Source organism: Janthinobacterium sp. BCJ23 (assembly GCF_059617945.1).
This window is the reverse complement of sequence record NZ_JCAQAW010000001.1, coordinates 201,943-221,417: the sequence shown is the minus strand read 5'-3', so window position 1 is coordinate 221,417 and position 19,475 is coordinate 201,943. Positions and strand designations below refer to the sequence as shown.

Annotated in this window: 18 protein-coding genes; 11 read left to right on the top strand and 7 right to left on the bottom strand. The window is 61.8% G+C overall.

The window, feature by feature from the left end; translation table 11 throughout:
- The first annotated feature begins 34 nt into the window (after nucleotides 1-34).
- Entirely contained in the window at nucleotides 35-514 is a 480-nt protein-coding gene (locus tag AC54AG_RS00950; protein WP_257620154.1) for a GNAT family N-acetyltransferase, read from the top strand.
- Here AC54AG_RS00950 and AC54AG_RS00945 read toward each other — a convergent pair whose 3' ends face one another.
- Entirely contained in the window at nucleotides 515-1,924 is a 1,410-nt protein-coding gene (locus AC54AG_RS00945; RefSeq protein ID WP_219327592.1) for an FAD-binding oxidoreductase, read from the bottom strand.
- Between the two features lie 183 nt (nucleotides 1,925-2,107).
- Here AC54AG_RS00945 and AC54AG_RS00940 point away from each other — a divergent pair, with 183 nt between their 5' ends.
- From AC54AG_RS00940 to AC54AG_RS00920, 5 genes are all read left to right on the top strand, one after another.
- Nucleotides 2,108-3,019, top strand: a complete 912-nt coding sequence (locus tag AC54AG_RS00940; protein WP_219327591.1) for a ChaN family lipoprotein — start codon at nucleotides 2,108-2,110, stop codon at nucleotides 3,017-3,019.
- Between the two features lie 141 nt (nucleotides 3,020-3,160).
- Nucleotides 3,161-3,916 (top strand): tonB-system energizer ExbB, encoded by a 756-nt coding sequence (exbB, locus tag AC54AG_RS00935; RefSeq protein WP_496629301.1) that lies wholly within the window; start codon nucleotides 3,161-3,163, stop codon nucleotides 3,914-3,916.
- Between the two features lie 3 nt (nucleotides 3,917-3,919).
- Nucleotides 3,920-4,345, top strand: a complete 426-nt coding sequence (gene exbD / locus AC54AG_RS00930; protein WP_331778374.1) for a TonB system transport protein ExbD — start codon at nucleotides 3,920-3,922, stop codon at nucleotides 4,343-4,345.
- Nucleotides 4,342-5,121: an energy transducer TonB family protein gene (locus AC54AG_RS00925; protein WP_496629300.1), complete on the top strand. Its 780-nt coding sequence runs from the start codon at nucleotides 4,342-4,344 to the stop codon at nucleotides 5,119-5,121. The genes exbD and AC54AG_RS00925 overlap by 4 nt, the downstream gene beginning before the upstream one ends.
- Before the next feature lie 31 nt (nucleotides 5,122-5,152).
- Nucleotides 5,153-7,411, top strand: coding sequence for a TonB-dependent receptor domain-containing protein (locus AC54AG_RS00920; RefSeq protein ID WP_496629299.1), 2,259 nt, complete (start codon nucleotides 5,153-5,155; stop codon nucleotides 7,409-7,411).
- Between the two features lie 90 nt (nucleotides 7,412-7,501).
- Here AC54AG_RS00920 and AC54AG_RS00915 read toward each other — a convergent pair whose 3' ends face one another.
- On the bottom strand, nucleotides 7,502-7,909 hold the full coding sequence (locus AC54AG_RS00915) for a PRC-barrel domain-containing protein (protein WP_034750714.1): 408 nt from the start codon (nucleotides 7,907-7,909) through the stop codon (nucleotides 7,502-7,504).
- 246 nt (nucleotides 7,910-8,155) lie between these two features.
- Here AC54AG_RS00915 and pyrG point away from each other — a divergent pair, with 246 nt between their 5' ends.
- The 3 genes from pyrG to ftsB all read left to right on the top strand — a co-directional run bounded on the left by pyrG (nucleotide 8,156) and on the right by ftsB (nucleotide 11,618).
- The gene (gene pyrG / locus AC54AG_RS00910; RefSeq protein WP_319990991.1) at nucleotides 8,156-9,808 is read left to right on the top strand and encodes a CTP synthase; all 1,653 of its coding nucleotides are present in this window, start codon (nucleotides 8,156-8,158) and stop codon (nucleotides 9,806-9,808) included.
- 141 nt (nucleotides 9,809-9,949) lie between these two features.
- A complete protein-coding gene (gene eno / locus AC54AG_RS00905; RefSeq protein WP_034750709.1) occupies nucleotides 9,950-11,233 on the top strand; it encodes a phosphopyruvate hydratase in 1,284 nt (427 codons plus the stop codon).
- A 61-nt stretch (nucleotides 11,234-11,294) separates the two neighbouring features.
- Nucleotides 11,295-11,618: a cell division protein FtsB gene (gene ftsB, locus AC54AG_RS00900; protein ID WP_496629298.1), complete on the top strand. Its 324-nt coding sequence runs from the start codon at nucleotides 11,295-11,297 to the stop codon at nucleotides 11,616-11,618.
- A 230-nt stretch (nucleotides 11,619-11,848) separates the two neighbouring features.
- Here ftsB and AC54AG_RS00895 read toward each other — a convergent pair whose 3' ends face one another.
- The 5 genes from AC54AG_RS00895 to AC54AG_RS00875 form a co-directional block, all read right to left on the bottom strand.
- On the bottom strand, nucleotides 11,849-12,124 hold the full coding sequence (locus AC54AG_RS00895; RefSeq protein WP_319990992.1) for a hypothetical protein: 276 nt from the start codon (nucleotides 12,122-12,124) through the stop codon (nucleotides 11,849-11,851).
- A 152-nt stretch (nucleotides 12,125-12,276) separates the two neighbouring features.
- Nucleotides 12,277-13,407: a glycerophosphodiester phosphodiesterase gene (locus AC54AG_RS00890; RefSeq protein ID WP_496629297.1), complete on the bottom strand. Its 1,131-nt coding sequence runs from the start codon at nucleotides 13,405-13,407 to the stop codon at nucleotides 12,277-12,279.
- Entirely contained in the window at nucleotides 13,407-15,818 is a 2,412-nt protein-coding gene (locus AC54AG_RS00885; protein WP_496629296.1) for a TonB-dependent receptor, read from the bottom strand. The genes AC54AG_RS00890 and AC54AG_RS00885 overlap by 1 nt, the downstream gene beginning before the upstream one ends.
- Nucleotides 15,819-15,958: 140 nt before the next feature.
- The gene (gene hslO / locus AC54AG_RS00880) at nucleotides 15,959-16,939 is read right to left on the bottom strand and encodes an Hsp33 family molecular chaperone HslO (RefSeq protein ID WP_070303508.1); all 981 of its coding nucleotides are present in this window, start codon (nucleotides 16,937-16,939) and stop codon (nucleotides 15,959-15,961) included.
- Between the two features lie 4 nt (nucleotides 16,940-16,943).
- Complete coding sequence (locus AC54AG_RS00875; RefSeq protein ID WP_131687534.1) at nucleotides 16,944-17,468, bottom strand: gamma carbonic anhydrase family protein; 525 nt, start codon at nucleotides 17,466-17,468, stop codon at nucleotides 16,944-16,946.
- Nucleotides 17,469-17,674: 206 nt separating this feature from the next.
- On the opposite strand from AC54AG_RS00875, the gene AC54AG_RS00870 reads away from it, so the two are divergent.
- Together AC54AG_RS00870 and AC54AG_RS00865 are read left to right on the top strand one after the other, a co-directional pair.
- Entirely contained in the window at nucleotides 17,675-18,550 is an 876-nt protein-coding gene (locus AC54AG_RS00870; protein WP_338679455.1) for an alpha/beta fold hydrolase, read from the top strand.
- Between the two features lie 90 nt (nucleotides 18,551-18,640).
- A complete protein-coding gene (locus AC54AG_RS00865) occupies nucleotides 18,641-19,474 on the top strand; it encodes a 3',5'-nucleoside bisphosphate phosphatase (RefSeq protein WP_034750693.1) in 834 nt (277 codons plus the stop codon).
- The last annotated feature ends 1 nt before the right edge of the window (nucleotide 19,475 follow it).

Here is a 19,475-nt window from a genome sequence, read left to right as displayed (position 1 = left end):
GCAGGCGGGGAGGAGGGCATGGCATTATTTAAGAATGACAACATTACCCGAACCGACACTGCGTCCCGCCCTCGTCGCCGACGCGCCCGCCATCGTTGCCCTGATCGACGACCTGATGCCCTTTTTGACCCTGCATCCGGATGGCGCGGGGGCGGAAAAGTTCATCGAACACTGCCGCCAGCCCGCCATTGAAGGCTATCTGTCACAGTCGCGCTACGCGTATCAGCTCGCGCATATCGGCGGCGAGCTGGCCGGCGTCGTGGCCATGCGCGACAACACGCATCTGTTCCACATGTTCGTGCCGCGCGCCCTGCACCGGCGCGGCATGGCGCGCCGTTTGTGGCAGGCAGCCCGCGATGCGTCGCTGGCCAGGGGCGATGTGACGGCCTTTACCGTCAACTCCTCGCTGTATGCCTTGCCCCTGTACACGAGCCTGGGCTTTGTCGCCACGGGGCCGAAGGTGGAAGAGGGCGGCATCGCCTTCGTGCCGATGCGCATGGAGTTGACGGCCTGATTACCAGCGCACGATCTTCCCCGGATTCATGATGTTCTTCGGGTCCAGCGCGTGCTTGATGGCGCGCATGGTGTCGATGGCGCCTACACCATGTTCTTCCACCAGGAAAGCCATCTTGTGCATGCCCACGCCGTGCTCGCCCGTGCACGTGCCGTCCATGCCGATGGCGCGCGTGACCATGTCGCTGTTGACCTTTTCCGCGCGCGCGATGTCGGCCGGGTCGTCGGGATTGACCAGCATCTGCACGTGGAAATTGCCGTCGCCCACGTGGCCGATGATGGCGTAGACGAGGCCCTGCGCTTCGCAATCGGCCTTGGTGGCGAGGATGCATTCGGCCAGGCGCGAAATCGGCACGCAGCAGTCGGTGGAAATGGCGCGGCTGCCGGGGCGCATCTGCAGCAGGGCGAAATACGCATTGTGGCGCGCGGCCCACAGGCGCGAGCGGTCTTCGGGCCGGCTGGCCCATTCGAAATCGCTGGCGCCGTGTTCGGCCGTGATGGCTTGCACCAGCTGCGCCTGCTCGGCCACGCTGGCCGGCGTGCCGTGGAATTCAAACAGCAACAGCGGCTTTTGCGGCAGCGCCATCTTGTCGTAGGCATTGATGGCTTTCACGCCATTTTCATCGAGAAACTCGACCCGCGCCACAGGAATGCCCATCTGGATGGTCTGGATCACGGCGCTGACGGCTTCGCCCGTGCCGGGGAACGAACACACGGCCGCCGAGATCGCTTCCGGCAGCGGATACAGTTTCACGGTCACTTCCGTGATGATGCCCAACGTCCCTTCGCTGCCGACGAACAAGCGCGTCAGGTCGTAGCCGGCCGACGATTTTTTCGCCCTCGTTCCCGTCTTGATGATGCGGCCATCGGCCGTCACCACGGTCAGGGCCAGTACGTTTTCGCGCATGGTGCCATAGCGCACGGCGTTCGTGCCCGAGGCGCGCGTGGCCGCCATGCCGCCCAAGGACGCATTGGCGCCCGGGTCGATGGGGAAGAACAGGCCCGTGTCGCGGATTTCTTCATTGAGCTGCTTGCGCGTTACGCCTGCCTGCACGGTGGCCGTCAAGTCTTCACCATGCACGGCGACCATCTGATTCATTTGCGACAGATCAATCGTCACGCCGCCATGCAGGGCCAGCACGTGGCCTTCGAGCGAGGTGCCGCTGCCGTAGGCGATGATGGGCACGTCGTGCGCGCTGCACAGCTTGACGGCGGCCGCCACTTCCTCGGTGGAATGGGCGAAGATGACGGCGTCCGGCAGCATGGGGGGATAGCTCGACTCGTCGCGTCCATGGTGTTCGCGCATGGCTTGCGTCATGGAAAAGCGGTCGGCAAAGATCAGGGAAAGTACGGCAGCAAGAGAGTCTGGCAGCGGTTTTTTCAGTACCGCCAACTGGTCAGTTTGATTCACGCAAGTCCTCCGTTTTTTTTATTCTACCCCGCACCTGGAGATTTCACCGAAGCACCATTTTTGCCAGTTGTAAAAAATTCCGCATGATGCGCCGCGCAGTGGTTGTAAATGAGAATCATTTCTATTAAAATGCCAGCCAGTAGTTATTTTGCAATGCGTGCTTCAACCCGAAAGGCCATGCCCATGAGATTCCCCCTGTCCCTCGCCGCCGTCCTGCCCGCCTGCGTGCTGGCCCTGAGCGCCTGCGGCAGCGTCACGCCCGTCACCGGCGCCACCGCCGTTGCGCCTGCCGCTGCGCAAGACGTGCGCCAGCTGGGCGAGATCGTCGACCTGCGCAGCGGCAAGCGCGTGACTGCCGAGCAATTGCTGGCCCAGCTGGCCGCCGCGCCGCGTGTCATCGTGGGCGAGCAGCATGACCAGCTCAGCCATCACCAGATCGAGCAATGGCTGTTGCAGCAGTTGCAGGGCCAGCGTCCGCAAGGCAGCGTGCTGCTGGAAATGCTGAACCCGGACCAGCAAGCCAAGGTGGACAAGGTCAAGCCATGGCTGCAGACGGACCCCGTCGTGCGCCCCGAACACGTGGCCGAGCTGGTGGCCTGGCAGCCGAACTGGAAGTGGGCGCAATATGGCGACCTGGTGATGACGGTGATGCGCGCGCCGTATCCCGTCTGGTCGGCCAACCTGGACCGCAGCGAGATCAAGCAAATGTTTATCGACAAGCCGGCCGTGCAGGGCAAGCATTCGAACCTGGCCAACGATGGCAAGGTGCATGACAAATTGAAAGACATCATCCGCGTCATGCATGACAACCAGATCGACGAGCCGCGCCTGGCCGCCATGCTGTCGGTGCAGCAGCAGCGCGACCGCCGCATGGCCGAGCGCCTGCTGGCCGCACCCGTGCCGGCCGTGCTGATCGCCGGCGCCTACCACGCGCACAAGGACCTGGGCGTGCCGCTGCACGTACAGGACTTGACGGGCGGCCCCGCGCCGCTGGTGCTGGTCCTGGCGCAGCAGGGCGCGACGGTGCTGGCGCCGCAGGCCGATTTCGTCTGGTTCACGCCGGTTGTTACGCCCGCCGTCGCCAGCGCCAAGTAAGCCTTAGCGCCTCCGCCGGGCGTTCAGCCCGGCATTCTCCCCCAGCAAGCTTCTTCGCAGCAGCTAGGTAGTTCGTCCGATTTTTTTGCATGCGCGTGCGCGCCGTTGGCGCAGCCATGCCTGTTACCTGTTGAAGCTTCCATGCGTATCTCCTGTCTCAAAGCCGCTACCTGCGGCGTATTGCTGTCCCTGTTGCATGCCACCGCGCAAGCGTCCGCCTTGCCGCACGATATGTCGCCGCTGGGCATGTTTTTCGCTGCCGACCAGGTCGTCAAAAGCGTGCTCATCGGCTTGCTGGTCGCCGCGCTGGCCACCTGGGTGGTCTTGCTGGTGAAGGGCGCCAGCTTGCTGCAAGCGCGGCGCGAAGCGGCGCAAGCCGTCGCCGTGCTGAAGACGGCCACTTCCTTGCCCGACGCGGCCGTCAAAGTGGAGGGCGCGGGCAGCACTTCGCTGGCGCAACAGCTGCTCGACGACGTGCAGCAGGAATTGAATTTATCGCACGCCAGCGCGCCAGCGGCGGCCCTGAAGGAACGGGCCGGCTTTCGCCAGGAACAGTTCATTGCGCAGCAGGTACGCAGCATGACGCAAGGCATCGGTCTGCTCGCCAGCATCGGCGCCGTAGCGCCGTTCGTCGGCCTGTTCGGCACCGTGTGGGGCATCATGAACAGTTTCATCGGCATCGCCGTCAGCCAGAGCACGAATTTGGCCACTGTCGCGCCCGGCATCGCGGAAGCCTTGCTGGCCACCGCCCTGGGCTTGGTGGCGGCGATTCCCGCCGTCGTCATCTATAACGTATTGAGTCGGGGCATCAACCAGTACAAGGCGCAGCTGCGCGCCGCTTCCGCGCAAGTGCTGCTGATGCTGAGCCGCGACCTCGACACGCGCAAGCAGGCCTGAGCCATGGCTTCCCTGTTTCCTTCCTCGGATGACGACACCGCCGACATGCCGGAATTGAGCGAGATCAATGTCACGCCCTTCATCGACGTGATGCTGGTGCTGTTGATCATCTTCATGGTGGTCTCGCCGCTGGCCACCGTCGACCTGAAAATCGACTTGCCGGCCGCCACGGCCAAGCCGGCACCGCGCCCCGACAAGCCCCTGTTCGTTTCCCTGAAAGCCGACCGCAGCCTGTACTTGGGCGAGGCACCCGTGGCGCGCGAGCAATTGGGCAGCCTGCTCGACGTGCAAACGGGCGGCGACCGCCAGCGCATCCTGTTTTTCCAGGCCGACAAGCAAGCGGCCTATGAAGATGTGCTGGGCGTGATGGATGCCCTGCGCCAGGCCGGCTATCTGAAAGTGGGCCTGGTGGGCCGGGAGGGCGGGTGAATCCGCGTCCGATATTGAGCTGGGGCATCGCCACGTCGCTGGTAGTGGCGGCCGTGCTGGCGCTGCTGCTGTGGGCCGGCTGGCGGCCCGCCAGCGTCGCTCCCACGCAGCCGCCCGCCAGCGTGATGGTGGTATTTGCCGCGCAAGCGATGTCGCCGGAAACGCAACAGGCGACAGCGGCAGGGGCGCGCCAGTCGGCGGCGTCCAGTGCCGCCCAACCCAAAAAGAGCACGGCCAGGCAAGAAGCGCTGCCCGTGCTGGCGCGCGCCGCCGCGCCGGATATCGTCGCGGCGGAAAAAGAAGCGAAGGCGGAAACCAGTCCGTCGGCGGAGCCGGGCAAGGATGCCGTGAAGGAAGCGTCATTACCCGCGCAAGCCAGCAGCAGCGCGACGCCGGCGCCGGCCGCCGTGCGCGGTCCGCAGGCGGCGCCATTCGATAGCGATACGCCGTCGACCAATGCCGCGCCCGCCAGCTGGCAAAGCCGCGTGCTGGGCCACCTGGCCCATTTCAAACGCTATCCGGGCGATGCGCGCCAGCGCAAGCGGGCCGGCGCCGCCTGGGTGCGTTTCCAGGTGGACCGCGACGGCAAGCTGCTGGCCAGCGAGCTGGTCACTTCATCGGGCACGGTGCTGCTCGACCGCGAAGCCTTGCAAGTGCTTGAGCGCGCGCAACCGCTGCCGGCGCCGCCCGACAACGTCTTGCACCAGGGCACGGTGACGGTGACCTTGCCCGTGTCGTTCAAGCTCGACGCCAAGAGCGGCCACGGCGCCAGCTGACTTTTTCAATTACATAAGAAATCGAGGGTGTATGCATATCAAGACAATGACGCAGGCCGTAGGCATCTGCATGGCCTTGCTCGCGCAGCAGGGATGGGCGCAACAGGCACAAGACAATGGCAAGGTCGTGTTTTCGCCGCTGAACGTATCGGGCGAGGCTGTGTCGGCGGAACAGCAGGCGCTGGAAAAACCGGGCGCCGTCAGTGCGCGCGGCGCCGATACGCGCTTGCAGCCGGTCGACCAGATACTGCGCGGCATGCCGGGCACGTTTACCCAGATCGATCCGGCGCAAGGGGCCGTCAGCGTCAACATCCGTGGCCTGTCCGGCTTTGGCCGGGTCAACACCATGGTCGATGGCGTGACGCAGAATTACTATGGCAGCGCACCGTCGGAAGTGGCGCATGGTAGCGTGCCCAGCAGCCAGTTCGGCGCCCTGATCGACCCGAATTTCATCATCGGCGTGGACGTGTCGCGCGGTAATGTCGTCGGTGGCGACGGCGTCAATGCGCTGGGCGGCAGCGCCAACTTCCGCACCATCGGCGTCGATGACGTGGTGTTTACGGGTGAGAAGGTGGGCGCGCGCACGAAGATGTCCGCCGGTAACAATGGCGTGGGGCGCAGTGCCATGCTGGCCGTGGCCATGAAAAACCCCGCCTTCGATGGCGGCAGCGTCGGCTTCATGGCGGCCACGAGCGCGAGCGTGATCGGCAACAACTACAAGAATGGCAAGGGCACGGATAGCGAGCAATTCGGCTTCGGCTACAACCGTTTCTATCAACAAAAGCCGAAGTCGCAATTGCTCAAGCTGGACCTCAAACTGAACGATTTCCATGCGCTGGAACTGTCGGCACGCGATTACCGCAATACGTTCACGCGCCGCGATATCCGGAGCGATGACTACTATGTGAAATATCACTACACGCCGTTTTCGGAATTGATCGACCTGAATGTGACGGCCAGCAGCAGCCGCGGCAAGCAGAAATACATGCCGGAAGCGTTGATCAATTTCGTCAACACGAGCACGGCCAACCGTGCCGATGCCTTTGACATCAACAACACGAGCAGCTTCAAGCTGGCGGGCGGCGATGCGCTGGTGACCGTGGGCGGCAAGCTGATGCGCAATCAATACAGCAAGCACGTGGAAAGCCTTGTCGACGATCCCGACAATCCGGATGCCAACCGGCAGTCGATTGAAAACAATACCTTTGGCCCGGCCGGCAAGCAAAAGATCGACAGCCTGTATGCGGGCCTGCAATACAACCGCGGTATCTACCAAGTCAATGCCGGGCTCAATTACACGCGTTTCGAATTGACGGGCTACAAGCCGGCCTGCGACGAGCGCGTGAAATGCTTCCCGCAAGGGGCGGCGAATATCGCGCTGAAGGAACACGGGATCAATCCTTCGCTACTCGTTTCCGCACAGGTCACGCCATGGTTCCAGCCGTTTGCCAGCGCCGAGCGCACCATGCGCGGGCCGAATCCGCAGGAAGTGTTTTTCTCGAACGATGGCGGCGCGTCGATGAACCCCTTCCTGAAGGGAGAAAAGGCGACGACCTATCAGCTGGGCTTTAATTCCAGCCTGCACGGTTTGCTGAGCGCGAACGATGCGCTGAACTTCAAGGCCTTGTATTTCAAGAGCAAGATCGACGGCTATATCACCAGCCAATCCTTCCTTGTCTGTGACAACGGGCGCAAGTGCAATATCTCGGAAGTGATCGCCACGGACTGGGAGACGGTCGACGAATACGTGACCAATATGTATATCTACATCAACTCGGCCACGCCCGTACGCACGCGCGGCTGGGAACTGGAAGCGCAATACCAGCTGGGCCCGGCTTTTGCGCGGCTGTCGTACACGCGTGAAAAGACCAGCCAGCCCACCTCGATCGCCAGCGCGTGGTTTGGCGCGTCCGACATCAGCGAGCTGCCCAGCACCTACTACAACCTCGATGTGGGCACGCGCTTGCTGGACAATAAAATGGAGGTGGGCGCCATCATCAAGCACACGGGATCGAACCGCCGCCTGTCGCCGGACAACGAAGCCGATGCGGTGACGGGGGAAGTGGCGAAGGTGGACAATCCGAAGATCCCGGCCGTGATCGATTTGTATGCGAGCTGGCAAGTGACGAAAAACCTGTTCCTGCGCCTGTCGGTGCAGAACGCCATGGACAAGAATTATTCGGAAGCGCTGAACCGGCTGAACTCGATGCCGTCGCAGTCGAACGACAATACGCCGATGAGTACGGCGCGGGGGAGGACGTATGTGGCGGGGCTGGAGTACCGGTTCTAGTTTAAAGCTGGGGTCAGTTCCTTTGGAATCGGCATGCGGTCCATTGGGCCGCATGCCCCCGGCGGGTCTGACCCCAAATGAGGCCAGCTCTTAATACTCGCGCGGCGTCGTTCCATAATAACTGTGGATCGACGTCGCCCAGGCTTGGTCCGCCATGTTCGGCCAGTTATCCGTGTCGAAGCCGGGCGCGTTTTCGATGCGTTCCTTGTCGACGTTGAGGGTGAAGCGCTTGTTGACGGTGTCGAGCAGCAGCGCTTCCCACGGCACGGCGAACAGCTTTTCGCCGATGGTGAACACACCGCCGTGCGACATGACGGCGTAGGCGATTTTGCCGCTGCGCATGTCGATCATGATTTCCTTGATTTCGCCCAGATGTTCATCCTTGGCGTTGTGCACATGGTCGCCGATCAGGGTGTCTGCACCCATCAGTTCCGGGCCGGGACCTTTGTGGCCGCGGTTGACATACATGCCGTAGGCGTCGCGTTCTTCGTAGCTCATGATGGACCTCCTGTTGAAAATGCCAGTGTGCCGCCAGGGTGCGGCAGGGTCTGTTCGCTCTCCCACACAAAGTATGGAATTGGAAATATTTCAGTTATTGCTAGCTTGCAATTTTGTTGTGCGTAGACAGCAGGAGGGGGAGGGATAGTCGGTATTTGGCGCAAATTTCCGCGCGCGGGAGGCGACGCAGGCGGGCTTTAGTGTATAATTTCAATTTCCCGCACGTGCCGTTCGGCACCATCTGCAATGACCAAATTTGTCTTCGTCACTGGTGGCGTTGTGTCTTCCCTTGGAAAAGGGATTGCCGCCGCCTCCCTCGCCGCGATCCTCGAATCGCGCGGCCTTAAAGTCACCATGCTCAAGCTCGACCCGTATATCAACGTCGATCCTGGCACGATGAGCCCTATGCAACACGGTGAAGTATTCGTCACCGACGACGGGGCCGAAACCGACCTCGACCTCGGTCACTACGAGCGCTTCATTTCCACCCGCATGAAAAAGGTGAATAACTTCACCACTGGCCAGATCTATGAATCGGTGATCCGCAAGGAACGCCGGGGCGAATATCTGGGCAAGACCGTGCAGGTGATTCCGCATATCACCAATGAAATCCAGGATTACATCCGCCGTGGCGCCGAAGGCTACGACGTGGCCCTGTGCGAAATCGGCGGCACCGTCGGCGATATCGAATCGTTGCCATTCCTGGAAGCGGCGCGTCAGCTGAGCCTGCGTGCCGGCCGCAAGAACACGGCCTTCGTCCACCTGACCCTGGTGCCTTACATCGCCTCGGCCGGTGAACTGAAAACCAAGCCGACCCAGCACTCGGTGCAAAAGCTGCGCGAAATCGGCATCTTGCCAAACGCGCTGCTGTGCCGCGCCGACCGCGCCATCCCGGAAGACGAGCGCGCGAAAATCTCGCTGTTCTCGAACATCGAGGAAGACGCCGTCATTTCCGTGTGGGACGTTGACACCATCTACAAAGTGCCGCAAATGCTGCACGACCAGGGCCTCGACAAGATCATCTGCGATGCGCTGGACCTCGACCCCGCACCGGCCGACCTGTCGATCTGGAGCAAGCTGATCTACACGATGGAACACCCGAAGGCGGAAGTCACCGTCGGCATGGTCGGCAAGTATGTCGAGCTGACCGAGTCGTACAAGTCGCTGATCGAAGCGCTGCGCCACGCCGGCATCCACACGGAAAGCCGCGTCAACATCGAGTACATCGATTCGGAAGAAATCGAAACGACCGGCTGCGACGGCCTGGGCAAGTACGACGCCATCCTGGTACCGGGCGGCTTCGGCAAGCGCGGCGTGGAAGGCAAGATCAAGGCGGCCCAGTTCGCCCGTGAAAACAAGATCCCTTACCTGGGCATCTGCCTGGGCATGCAAGTGGCCTTGATCGAATACGCGCGCAACAAGGCAGACATGCCGAACGCGAATTCGACCGAGTTCGACCTTGATACGGATCAACCTGTCGTTGCACTGATCAATGAGTGGCAAAACCACGATGGTAAAGTCGAGTTGCGCGATGAAAACTCGGACCTGGGCGGTACCATGCGCCTGGGCGCGCAGACCTGCGCCGTCAATCCGGGCACCCTCGCCGCCGAGATCTACGGCAGCGTGGTGACCGAGCGTCACCGTCATCGCTACGAAGCCAATAATCACTACCTGGCCCGTGTCGAAGCGGCTGGCCTGATCGTTTCGGCCCGTACGCCGAGCGAAGATTTGTGCGAAATCATGGAATTGCCACGCACGGGTGAAAATGCCCACCCATGGTATATGGGCGTGCAATACCATCCCGAGTTCAAGTCGACGCCACGCACCGGCCATCCGTTGTTTACCTCGTTCATCAAGGCAGCGCTGGCGCACAAAGAAGCCAACGCCGCTGCTGAATAACGCGGTCGATCGCGACAGTATTACCCGTAAGACAGCTCCCGGCCTGATGGTTCCCGCCGGGAGTTTCTTTGCCCCCTTTGTGCAATTGCGCATCAGAACGCAGTGTGCAGCCCCCTGTTACGCTTAACTTTGGAGAATGACATGAGTGCTATTGTTGATATTATCGGTCGCGAAATCCTGGACTCGCGCGGTAACCCGACCGTCGAATGCGATGTGTTGCTGGAATCGGGCGTGATGGGCCGTGCGGCCGTACCGTCGGGTGCCTCGACCGGTTCGCGCGAAGCCGTGGAATTGCGCGATGGCGACGCCAAGCGCTACTTCGGCAAGGGCGTGCTGCAAGCATGCGAAAACATCAATACCGAAATCTCCGAAGCCATCATGGGCCTGGACGCCAATGAACAGGCTTTCCTCGACCGTACCCTGATCGACCTGGACGGCACGGAAAACAAATCGCGTCTGGGCGCCAACGCCATCCTGGCCGTCTCCATGGCCGTCGCCAAGGCTGCCGCCGAAGAAGCGGGCTTGCCGCTGTACCGCTATTTCGGCGGCTCGGGCGCCATGCAGATGCCAGTGCCGATGATGAACGTCATCAACGGCGGCGCACACGCCGACAACAACCTGGACATCCAGGAATTCATGATCATTCCCGTGGGCGCCCCGTCGTTCAAGGAAGCCGTCCGCTACGGCGCGGAAGTGTTCCACACGCTGAAAAAGATCCTGCACAAGAAGGGCCTGAACACCAACGTCGGCGACGAAGGCGGTTTCGCGCCATCCTTGGCCAACCATGAAGAAGCCATCAAGCTGATCATCCAGGCCATCGAAGAAGCGGGCTACGAGCCAGGCACGCAGATCGCCATCGGCCTCGACTGCGCCGCGTCCGAGTTCTACAAGAACGGCAAGTACGAAATGGAAGGCGAAGGCCTGAGCCTGACGGCCACCGAGTTCACCAACCTGCTGGCGACCTGGTGCGACAAGTACCCGATCATCTCGATCGAAGACGCGATGCACGAAGGCGATTGGGACGGCTGGGCGATCCTGACGGCGGAACTGGGCAAGAAAGTGCAACTGGTCGGCGACGATCTGTATGTCACCAACACCAAGATCCTGAAAGAAGGCATCTCGAAAGGCATCGCCAACTCGATCCTGATCAAGATCAACCAGATCGGTACCCTGACGGAAACGTTCGCCGCCATCGAAATGGCCAAGCGCGCCGGCTACACGGCCGTCATTTCGCACCGCTCGGGCGAAACCGAAGACTCGACCATCGCCGATATCGCCGTTGCCACGAACGCCCTGCAGATCAAGACCGGCTCGATGTCGCGTTCGGACCGCATGGCCAAGTACAACCAGCTGCTGCGTATCGAGGAAGACCTGGGCGACATCGCCAGCTACCCTGGCCGCGATGCGTTCTATAATCTGAAGTAAGCTGATGTAAAACCCACTGGCCGGCCGGAGATATCCGGCCGGTTTGTTAACCGACTACCCCATGCGCCTGATTACGCTCGCCCTGGCAGCCCTGCTGCTGCTGATCCAATTTCCCCTCTGGCTGGGTAAAGGCGGCTGGCTGCGCGTTGCCGACATGGAAGCCCAAGTGGCGGTGGCGAATAAAAAGAATGTGGAATTGAAGGCGCGAAACGCCAAGCTCGAATCCGAAGTGCGCGACCTGAAAGATGGTACGGGCGCCGTCGAGGAGCGTGCCCGCTATGAGCTGGGCATGGTCAAACAGAATGAGATTTTCGTGCAGATCGTGCGCAAGGGACAAACCCCGCCACTGCAGGAAACGCCGGTGGACACTGCCGCGCCGCACTGAGTACTTCCCACTTGCCAGCCTGGACCGATTGCCAGGCTGACATATCACAGCTTTATTGCTACCTGGTACTTCTTACTTTCTACTGCTATGCACGACTGTCTTGCTGTTTGCTGATCAGAAACGGGCCTTGCCGGTCGAGATCAGGTAGAAATGGATGCCGGTAACGACGACGGCTACGGCGATCAGTGCGGTTTCGAGAATCATCATATAAAAATCCTTTCAGTATTGAGTTAGCCGCGCGAAGCGAGGAAGCGCAACTCAGAAGCCAGATTCGGCATCAGGTTTTCGTAACGTGCCGCTTCCGAGTTCAGCAGGGCGATGTCGCGCTTGCTTGGGCGCACATAGCGCTCTTCATTGGCGACGCTGCTGGCGATGACTTCCTTCTGTGCCAAGTCGCTGTACGGCTTGGAAGCGAGCAGGGCGCCCAGGAAGGCGCGCGTTGCACGGCCCAGGTTGCTGAAATAGTTGACGTTGTCGTTGCTGTAGGTGTTGGTAAAAGTGGACATATGCCCTCCATGAATGGTCTGTTGTTGCATTGCACAATAATGGAGTTCGCGATATATGTCTAATTCCAAATTCCAATTTCAGAAATTCAAGAAACGAATAATAAGGGCGTAGCCGCCGGCCACGCCCTGAAAAAGAATTTGTTACGAAATGTTTATCCGGCGGCGATGCGTCCCAAACCCGGATCGTCGCTGAAAAAGCCGTCCAGCCCCGTCTCGATATAGCGCCGCATTTCCGCCACGGAACCCGCTTCGTTGCGCGCATTCTCGCCATTGCCATCGCGGAAATCGGCCGCCAGGAAACGGTTTTCCGGACGGAAGGTCCACGTGTGCAGCAGCAAGCCCGCCTGGTGCGCATCATCGACGATGGAGGCAGGCTTGGCCAGGCGCTGGTCGGCGCCCAGTGGGATGATTGCTCGCGTTGGCGGCGCCACCACGTCCGCATAGGCGGCGATGTCGCGCAGGCCGGCCGGCGTCGTCATCTGCCCGAACGTCAGCTTGCCGCCCGCCTTGGCCACGTCCATGGGGCGGATATCGCCGCCCACCACCAGTTGCATCAGGCGCACGTTGGCGCGCCGTCCCAGCTTCTCGCGCAAGTATTTCAAATTTGCCACTTCGAAGGACTGGATTTCGATCGGTGCGCGGCGCGTGTACTCGTGCGCCAGCAGGGTTGAGAGGAAACGGTCTTCCAGCGCCAGGCCCGCATCGCGGAAGTAGGTCGAGCTTTTCAGCTCGGGCACGAGGCCGATGATGCGTCCGCTGGCGGCCGATTGCGCTGCAACAAAATCGATGATTTCTTCCCAGGTCGGGATCTGGAATTGTCCATCGTACAAGGTGTTGCCGGTGCGTACCTTCGGCAAGCGTTCGATGGCACGCAGGGTTTTCAGTTCGGCCAGGGTGAAGTCGTCGACGAACCAGCCTTCATGCCATTCGCCGTCGACCATCTTCTTGCCACGCCGGCTGGCGAATTCGGGACGGCGCGCCACGTCGGTGGTGTCGATCAGGTTGCTTTCATGGCGCGCCACGAGGATGCCGTCGCGCGTGGCGACCAGGTCCGGCTCGACGTAGTCGGCGCCGTCGAGGATGGCCTTGGCGTACGACGCCAGGGTGTGCTCGGGACGCAGGGCGCTGGCGCCCCGGTGGGCGAACACGAGCGGACGGGCAGGTGGCGTGGCCAGCAGGCTGGCCGCAAAGCCGGGCGCGGCGGCCAGCGCCAGGCCGCCGGCGGCCGCCCGGACGAAGCTGCGGCGCGAAAAATGCCGTTGCGGCAAGATTGGCGTACGCATCAGAAGTCCGCCGTCAAGGTCAGGAAGCCCTGGCGCGGGGCGATCGGGAAGGTGTTGTAGGTCTTGTCGGCCGCACCGACGACCACGTTCAGCGAGCCTTCGCGGTTGGCCAGGTTGCTGACGTTCACTCTCCAGCGCGGGTTTTTCAGCCAGCTGGCCATGGCCGGCAGCTTGCCCGACACGCCCAGGCCCATCAGGAAATAGCTGGGCACGGACAAATCGTTGGTGTATGTCGCGTAGCGCTTGGCCACATAGTCTCCCGTCAGCTGCACTTCGATATCGCCAAACGTTGCGGAAGCCACGAACTTGTTCAGCCATTCCGGCGAGCCGGGCACGTTCTTGCCAGCAGTCAGGACCAGCGCGGCGCCATTGTTGTAATTGTCCGCGTACTGCGAACGGTTGTACGACAGGGCATTGTAGAACGAAAAATTGTTGCCGAAGTGAACAGTGCCGGCGATATCGATGCCGTCCGTGCGCACGCTGCCCACGTTGGCCAGCACGGGGTTGCCGCCGATGATGGAGGAAATCACGGGGGTCGGGCTGATCTGCAGCAAGCGGTTGCTGAAGTCGACGTGGTAGACGTTGATTTGCCCATCGATGGACGTGATGGCGCCCAGGTTCAATGGATGGCTGCCGCGCACGCCCACTTCATAGGTGAGGGCCGTTTCCGGTTTGGCATCGCGCTTGAACAAATCAAAAGCGGCCTGGCTCGACAAGCTCCATGGCGAGGCGCCGCCACCGCCATAGGTGACGAACTGGCGCATGTTTTTCTGGATGTTGAAATACAGCTGGTCTTGCGGCGTGAAGTCCCAGCGCGCGCCCACTTGCGGCAGGAACCATTTTTTCGTGTTGATGGTGCCGACCGGCAAGGCCGTCGAACCGCCGGCGATGGCGCCCTTGGCCGGCTGCACGGGGAATCGGCCGTCGGCAAACTGCAGGCTGGACTTGAAGCCGGCTTGCAGGGCGATATCGGGGCGGATGCGCCATTCATCCTGCAAGTGCAGCTGCACCACCTTGTTGTCGATCTCGCTGCCGTATTGCGTGATCAAGGGATTGCTGGGGCGGTCGTACGGCGACGTCGGGTTGTTGACGTCGAGCGCATACCAGCGGCGGTAGGCGGACGAGCGGTTCTGTTCCAGCCACAGGCCCGCTTCGAGCTGGTGATTGCCGATTTCCTTGCGAAGTGTGGAAATGAAACCGCCGCGCTTGATGTCGTATTCCGTCGTGCGCACGGCGTAGCCCGAGTTGCCGAAGACTTCTTTCAGGTTCTGCTTCGGATAGTACACGCTGAACAGGCCCGGCAAGCCGGCCACGCCGATGGGGCCGGCCACCACGCCCGCGCCGTCATCCTTGTGGTAATACACCTGGTTCGACCAGGTCATGCCTTCGGATAAGTTGGCGTCGAACTTGGCGTAGGCCAGGTAATCGGTGCGCTGCGCATCGCTGTAGTAATTGCGGTAATTGTTGCCGTCGGCGGCGGGCGTGGCGCCCGTCGGCGACAGGTAATTGAGGGCCGCCTTGAAGTCCGGATACAGGAAGGGGCGCGTGTACGGCGCGCTCGTCTCGCCGGCCACGTGCACGGTGCTGTCTTCGTTCGGCTCGATCTTGTCCGAGTAATTGAAGAACAGGGTCAGCTTGCCCGCATCGCTGCGGTTGACGTATTTGGCGTTGAACTGGTCGCCGCCTTGGCGCGCATCGAAGTCCCAGGCCCGCGCTTCGTGGTGCAGGATGGAAAAGTAGGCGCTGCTGCCGTCGCCGAAGGCGCCCGTGTCGTAGCGGGCAAACGTGCGCGAGGTGCGGTGGCTGCCCACCGTTTGCTGCAGGCTGGTGCCCTGCGTGGCCAGCGGGTCGCTGGAATAGGTTTCGATAGTGCCGCCCAGGTTGCTGGTCGAGGCCGTGGCCAAATCGCCCGCGCCCGACGACAGCACGACGCTGCGCACGTTTTCGCTGATCACGGCGCGCTGCGGCGACAGGCCGTTATAGTTGCCATACTGCTGGTCACCCAGCGGCACGCCATCCATGGTGTAGCCCAGTTGTTGGCCGGAAAAGCCATGCACGAACAGCGACAGGTTCTGTTCGTTGTTGCCCCACGGGTCGGCCGTTTGGAAACTGACACCCGGCAAGGTTTGCAAGGCTTTCAGTGGATTCGTGCCGGGCAGGATTTTCTGGATTTCATTCTTGCTCAGGGCGACCGAGGAGCGCGTCTTGCGCGAGGAAATCTCCACGGTGGCCATAGTCGCGCCATCATCGGCGGCAGTGGCGGGCGCGGCCATCTCGGTCGTGGCCGAGGCCACGGCGGCAGCCACGGCCGTTTGCGCCAGGGCCGGCAAGGAGAGACCTGCGGCGCAAGCGCCCAGCAAAACATGGAAGGAATGGCGGCGCAGGGCCAGCGTCAAGTGGGTGGTCATCATCAGCCTGTGGAAAGTATTGGAAGTAATACAAGCTGCGCAGCGTAACGGCGGCGCGTGACGGGCTGATGACGAACTGATGACGGGAAGATGACAGCAGAAACAAAGGCGCCGCCTGAGAGGCGGCGCGGGGAGTATTACAATTAGTTAATGCTGGCTGCGGGTGGGATGAGCACCTCTGCCGGCGCATCCGTGACGAACAGCTGCGCGCAATCGACCTTGTCGAACTCGTAGTGCTGGCCGCAGAAATCGCAGTTCACGCCCACTTGTCCCACTTCTTCCAGGGTGCTGTTGACTTCTTCTTCGCCCAGCATCTTGAGCATATTGCCCACTTTTTCGCGCGTGCAGCTGCAATGGAAGCTCGGGTGCAGCGGGTCGAAGACGCGGATCGTTTCTTCCCAGAACAAACGCTGCATCAGGGTCTCGATGTCCGTCGACAGGATTTCCGCTTCTTTCAGGGTCGACGCCAGCATCACGGCGCGGTTCCACGTGTCGAGCGCGTCTTCTTCCGACACGGGCGTCGCTTCGGCCTTGCCGCCATGGTGGGGCAGCTTTTGCAGCAGCAGGCCGCGCGAGACGGTGTCGTCCGTGGCCAGCCACAGACGCGTGTCGAGCTGTTCCGAGCGCAACATGTAGTTTTCGATCACGGTCGCCATGTCGTCGCCGTCCAGCGGCACGATGCCCTGGTACGGTTGCTGGCCCGGTACCTTGTCGGCCGGGTCCAGGGTAATGATGAAGCGGCCCTTGCCCGTGGCGTTGAGCAATTGCGGCACGGTGGCCACGTCGGCGATGATGGCGTCCGGGTCGAGCTTGGCCGTGGCGCGCAGGCGCAGGTCGGAGTCGCACTCGACCACCATCAGGCGCACGGGGCCGTCACCATGGATTTGCATGATGATGGAGCCGTTGAATTTCAGGTTGGCCGACAGCAGGGCGGCGGCTGCCACCATTTCGCCCAGCACTTTTTTCACGGCCGTCGGATAGGCGTGGCGCGACACCACTTCCTGCCAAGTGTGGGACACGTCGATGAACTGGCCGCGCACGGCGGCGTTGTCGAAAATAAATTTTTGCAGGGTATCCTGGCCGGTAGCGGCTGCGCTGACGGCGCCCGTGGTTTCAGTCGTCATTCTTTTATCCAATCTTCTTGAGTTGCGTATTAAATAGCTGGCCGCGCTGTACATAGTTCACGGCGTTGCCTTGTAACCTGGTGATATCGTCTGCCGTCAGGGCCCGCACGGCTTTCGCCGGTGAGCCGAGGATCAGCATATTGTCGGGAAATTCCTTGCCTTCCGTGACCAGCGCGCCCGCGCCGACCAGGCAGTTCTTGCCGATCTTCGCGCCATTCAGGATCACGGCCTGGATGCCGATCAGGGCGCCATCGCCGATCGTGCAGCCATGCAACATTGCCTGGTGGCCGATGGTCACGTTCTGGCCGATGTCGAGCGGGTAGCCCGGGTCCGTGTGCAGCACGGCGCCTTCCTGTACATTGCTGTTGGCGCCCACGGTGATGCGTTCGTTGTCGCCGCGAATCGTGGCGCCGAACCATACGGACGTATTCGCTTCCAGGGTCACCTTGCCGATCACGTTGGCCGTGTCGGCAACAAAAGCGGAAGCATCAATCTGCGGCGCATCGGCGCCCAATTGGTAGAGTGTCATCGTTAGCCTGTGGCGGTGGTGGAAGCGCCGGGCGCGGCCGGACGCGGAAGTTTTGCGCTATTTTACGCTGTTGCAGGGCAAGTCCGAGCGCCGACCGCCAATCCGGTATAATTATCGAACGGTCGTACTTTTATGTCCGCACTATCTACAGACACAGCATGTGGCGCCATTCGCGCCACTTTCAAGGCAGGCATGCGATGAAACCCATGAAACTTTCCCGTTCCGAATTCATCAACATCCGCGGCGCCCGCACGCACGTGCGCCACTGGGGCCGTGTAGGGGCGCCCATCCTGTTCATGGTACACGGCTGGATGGACGTGGCCGCCTCGTTCCAGTTCGTCGTCGACGAGCTGGCCGGCGACTGGCACGTGATCGCGCCCGACTGGCGCGGCTTTGGCCTCAGCGACTACACGCAATCGGACACCTACTGGTTCCCCGACTACCTGGCCGACCTGGACGCCATGCTGCTGCATTACTCGCCGGACGCACCCGTCAATCTGCTGGGCCACAGCATGGGCGCCAACGTGGCCGGCCTGTACGCAGGCGTGCGGCCCGAGCGCATCAGCCGCTTCATCAACCTGGAAGGCTTCGGCATGATGGCAACAAAACCGGAGCAGGCGCCGGGCCGCTACGCCAAGTGGCTCGATGAATTGCGCGAGCCGCCCGCCATGCGCAGCTATCCCACGCAAAAGGCCGTGGCCGAACGCCTGCAAAAGACCAACCCGCGCCTGCCGGACGAGCGCGCGGCGTTTCTGGCCGAGCACTGGTCGGCGCAGAACGAGGCGGGCGAGTGGGACATCATGGGCGACCCGCAGCACAAGCGGGTCAATCCCATCCTGTACCAGGTGGAGGAAGTGATGGCGTGCTGGCGCCGCATCACGGCGCCCGTGCTGTGGGTGGAGGCCGATGACACGAATATGTGGCAATGGATGGGGCCCAAGGAACAGGCACGCATCGAGATCGACCGGCGCTTGGCCTGCATCAAGGATGTGCGCTGCGAGATGATGCGCGATGCGGGCCACATGCTGCATCATGACCAGCCGGCGGCACTGGCGCGGCTCGTGGAAGCCTTTTTGGCCTGATGTGTGACGGGAACGCCGCAGCGCGATTTGACAAGCAGCGTACAATGAAAACTTCTTCCATGCTGAGCCCGTGCAGGGTATTGTTTTCACATGCTTAAAGTCGACCTGCATTGTCATTCGAATATCTCCGACGGCGTGCTCGCGCCCGCCGCCGTGGCTGCGTACGCACGCAAGGCCGGCGTCGATGTGTGGGCGCTGACGGACCACGATGAGGTGTCCGGTGTTGCCGCCGCGCGCGCGGCCGCGCTGGACCTGGGCATGCGTTTCGTGGCCGGCGTGGAAATTTCCATCACGTGGGCCGGCGAAACCGTGCACATCGTGGGCTTGCAAGTCGATGAAAACAATCCCGGTCTCGTGCAGGGCCTGCACCAGACGCGTTCCGGCCGCGACGCGCGCGGCCGCGAAATCGCCCGCCAGCTCGATCTGGCCGGTATTCCCGACGCCTATGAAGGGGCCTTGAAATTCGTCGGCAACCCGGACCTGATGTCGCGCACGCACTTTGCCCGCTACATCGTGGAAATGGGGAAATGCGCGAACATTCCCGACGTGTTCAAGAAATACCTGTCGGAAGGCAAGCCCGGTTATGTCGAGCACCGCTGGGCGACCCTGGCCGAGGCGGTGGGCTGGATACGCGGCGCGGGCGGCGTGGCCGTCATCGCTCATCCGGGCCGCTACCGCTTCAGCGACATGGCGCAAGGCGTGCTGTTCGATGAATTCAAGCAGCTCGGCGGCGTTGCCATCGAAGTCGTCACGGGCAGCCACAGTCCGGACCAGTATCCCGAATACGCGCAACTGGCCAACGCCTACGGCTTCCTCGCTTCGCGCGGCACGGATTTCCATGCGCCGGGCGAATCGCGCGTGGATTTTGCCAAGTTGCCGCCTTTACCAGCGAATGTAACGCCCATCTGGCACGACTGGTTCTAGG

What these genes read in the sequence shown, in the direction of transcription:
- AC54AG_RS00950 (WP_257620154.1), top strand. Translation starts at nt 35, where the DNA reads ATGACAACATTACCCGAACCGACACTGCGTCCCGCCCTCGTCGCCGAC.
- AC54AG_RS00940 (WP_219327591.1), top strand. Translation starts at nt 2,108, where the DNA reads ATGAGATTCCCCCTGTCCCTCGCCGCCGTCCTGCCCGCCTGCGTGCTG.
- exbB (WP_496629301.1), top strand. Translation starts at nt 3,161, where the DNA reads ATGCGTATCTCCTGTCTCAAAGCCGCTACCTGCGGCGTATTGCTGTCC.
- exbD (WP_331778374.1), top strand. Translation starts at nt 3,920, where the DNA reads ATGGCTTCCCTGTTTCCTTCCTCGGATGACGACACCGCCGACATGCCG.
- AC54AG_RS00920 (WP_496629299.1), top strand. Translation starts at nt 5,153, where the DNA reads ATGCATATCAAGACAATGACGCAGGCCGTAGGCATCTGCATGGCCTTG.
- AC54AG_RS00915 (WP_034750714.1), bottom strand. Translation starts at nt 7,909, where the DNA reads ATGAGCTACGAAGAACGCGACGCCTACGGCATGTATGTCAACCGCGGC.
- pyrG (WP_319990991.1), top strand. Translation starts at nt 8,156, where the DNA reads ATGACCAAATTTGTCTTCGTCACTGGTGGCGTTGTGTCTTCCCTTGGA.
- eno (WP_034750709.1), top strand. Translation starts at nt 9,950, where the DNA reads ATGAGTGCTATTGTTGATATTATCGGTCGCGAAATCCTGGACTCGCGC.
- ftsB (WP_496629298.1), top strand. Translation starts at nt 11,295, where the DNA reads ATGCGCCTGATTACGCTCGCCCTGGCAGCCCTGCTGCTGCTGATCCAA.
- AC54AG_RS00895 (WP_319990992.1), bottom strand. Translation starts at nt 12,124, where the DNA reads ATGTCCACTTTTACCAACACCTACAGCAACGACAACGTCAACTATTTC.
- AC54AG_RS00890 (WP_496629297.1), bottom strand. Translation starts at nt 13,407, where the DNA reads ATGCGTACGCCAATCTTGCCGCAACGGCATTTTTCGCGCCGCAGCTTC.
- AC54AG_RS00885 (WP_496629296.1), bottom strand. Translation starts at nt 15,818, where the DNA reads ATGATGACCACCCACTTGACGCTGGCCCTGCGCCGCCATTCCTTCCAT.
- hslO (WP_070303508.1), bottom strand. Translation starts at nt 16,939, where the DNA reads ATGACGACTGAAACCACGGGCGCCGTCAGCGCAGCCGCTACCGGCCAG.
- AC54AG_RS00875 (WP_131687534.1), bottom strand. Translation starts at nt 17,468, where the DNA reads ATGACACTCTACCAATTGGGCGCCGATGCGCCGCAGATTGATGCTTCC.
- AC54AG_RS00870 (WP_338679455.1), top strand. Translation starts at nt 17,675, where the DNA reads ATGAAACTTTCCCGTTCCGAATTCATCAACATCCGCGGCGCCCGCACG.
- AC54AG_RS00865 (WP_034750693.1), top strand. Translation starts at nt 18,641, where the DNA reads ATGCTTAAAGTCGACCTGCATTGTCATTCGAATATCTCCGACGGCGTG.